General features: G+C 64.0%; 2 protein-coding genes. Both read left to right on the forward strand.

Annotation, left to right across the window (positions count from 1 at the left end):
• Positions 1–65 precede the first annotated feature (65 nt).
• Positions 66–1,157 carry an NDP-sugar synthase gene (locus tag QZ994_RS19590; RefSeq protein ID WP_290877702.1) on the forward strand — a complete coding sequence of 364 codons (1,092 nt, stop codon included), beginning with the start codon at positions 66–68 and terminating at the stop codon, positions 1,155–1,157.
• Positions 1,158–1,197: 40 nt separating this feature from the next.
• Positions 1,198–2,162, forward strand: a 965-nt coding sequence (locus tag QZ994_RS19595) for an NAD-dependent epimerase (RefSeq protein WP_290877700.1), incomplete at its 3' end; no start/stop codon positions are given.

The raw sequence follows: 2,162 nt of genomic DNA on the forward strand, positions 1-2,162 counted from the left end.
GTTTGTTGCATCATGGCGGCTCATCACAACACGCAGCGATTGCATCGAGCAGCATGGCCAAAGCAATGATCCTGGCGGCCGGGCAAGGAACCCGGGTCCGCCCTCTGACCAAACAGACACCGAAGCCCATGGTCCCCATCCTGGGCAAGCCGGTGATGGCCTACATCATCGAGCACCTCGCGCGCTACGGCATCACCGACATCATCATCAACGTCGCCTACAACCACTGGAAGATCGAGAATTACTTCGGTGACGGCCAGCGTTGGGGCGTCAACATCGGCTATGCCTACGAAGGCGTGCGCGAGCATGGCGAGATCGTGCCCAAGCCCCTGGGCTCGGCCGGCGGCATGCGCCGCATCCAGGATTTCAGCGGCTTCTTCGATGAAACCACCATCGTCCTGTGCGGCGACGCCATCATCGACCTCGACATCAAGGCCGCCCTCTTCGAGCACAAGTCCAAAAAGGCCATGGCCAGTGTCGTCACGCTGGAAGTGCCCAAGGAAGAGGTCAAGAACTACGGCATCGTCGTGTCCAGCAAGGACGGCCGCGTGCAGTCCTTCCAGGAAAAGCCCTCGCCGGAAGAGGCCAAGTCCAACCTGGCCAGCACCGGCATCTACATCTTCGAACCCCAGGTGATCGACCTGATCCCGCCCGATCGCGAGTTCGACATCGGCAGCCAGCTCTTCCCCATGATGGCCGAAAAGGGGCTGCCCTTCTTCGCCCAGAACCGCTTCTTCAACTGGATCGACATCGGCCGTGTGGCCGACTACTGGGCCGTTTGCCAACGCGTGCTGCGCGGCGAAATCGCCCAGATGGACATGCCTGGCCGCGAAGTGCGACCCGGCGTCTGGGTGGGGCTGAACACCAGCATCGACTGGGACACCGTGAACATCACCGGCCCGGTCTACATCGGCTCCGGCACCCGTGTCGAACCTGGTGTCACCATCGAAGGCCCGACCTGGATCGGTCACGGCGGCCTGCTCCGCCAAGGTAGCCGGGTCACCCGCAGCGTGCTGTTTGACTACACGCGCCTGAGCGAAGGCTCGGTGTTCGAGGAGGTGGTCGCTTCGCCCGTCTACTGCGTGGACCGCCAGGGCAAGACCACCTACCAGGGCGACGAATCCACCAGCCTGCGCTGGGGCGATGCCCGGGCCTGATCGGCGCATCCGGTGGCCAGCCTGAGCGACAATCTCGCTCATGACGATACTGGTAACTGGTGCAGCGGGCTTCATCGGCATGCACGTCGCGCAGGCCCTGATGGCCCGCGGCGAGCGCGTGGTGGGCATTGACAACCTCAACGACTACTACGACCCCGCCCTGAAGCGCGCGCGGCTGCAGCGTCTGGCCGAAACGCCGGGGCAGTTTCAGTTCCAGCAGATGGATGTGGCCGACATGCCCGCGCTGGAGGCCTTGTTCAAGGCAGAAAGCTTCACGCGGGTCATTCACCTGGCTGCGCAGGCCGGGGTGCGTTACTCGCTCACCAATCCGCACGCCTACTCGCAGTCCAACCTGGTCGGCTTTGTGAACATGTTGGAAGCCTGCCGCCACCACGGCGTGCAGCACCTGGTCTACGCCAGCAGTTCCAGTGTGTACGGCGGCAACCAGCTCATGCCCTTCTCCGAGCAGCACGCGGTCGATCACCCCGTGAGCCTCTACGCCGCCACCAAGAAGGCCAACGAGCTGATGGCCCACACCTACAGCCACCTCTACGGCCTGCCCACCACCGGCCTGCGCTTCTTCACGGTCTATGGCCCCTGGGGGCGCCCCGACATGGCGCCCATGCTCTTTGCACGCGCCATCCTGGCGGGCGAGCCCATCAAGGTCTTCAACCATGGCAACATGCAGCGCGACTTCACCTACATCGACGACATCGTCGATGGCGTGCTCGCGGTGGCCGATCGCCCCCCGGTGGCCAACCCCGATTTCGACCGCCTGAACCCCTCGGCCCAAAGCTCCTGGGCGCCGTACCGCGTGTTCAACATCGGTCACAGCCAACCCGTTGCGTTGATGGATTTCATCCGCACGCTTGAAGCCGAACTGGGCCGCGAGGCCCAACTCGACCTGCAGCCCATGGCCCCGGGTGACGTGGCGGCCACCTATGCCGACATGAGCGCCCTGAGTGGGCTCACGGGCTTGCATCCCAAGGTGTCCTTGAAAGAGGG

Origin of the sequence: Aquabacterium sp., from assembly GCF_021768455.1 — a bacterium.
Lineage (GTDB): Bacteria > Pseudomonadota > Gammaproteobacteria > Burkholderiales > Burkholderiaceae_C > Aquabacterium.

Bases quoted from the DNA above. Each gene is read 5' to 3' on its own strand.
- QZ994_RS19590 (WP_290877702.1), top strand. From the start codon at position 66: ATGATCCTGGCGGCCGGGCAAGGAACCCGGGTCCGCCCTCTGACCAAA.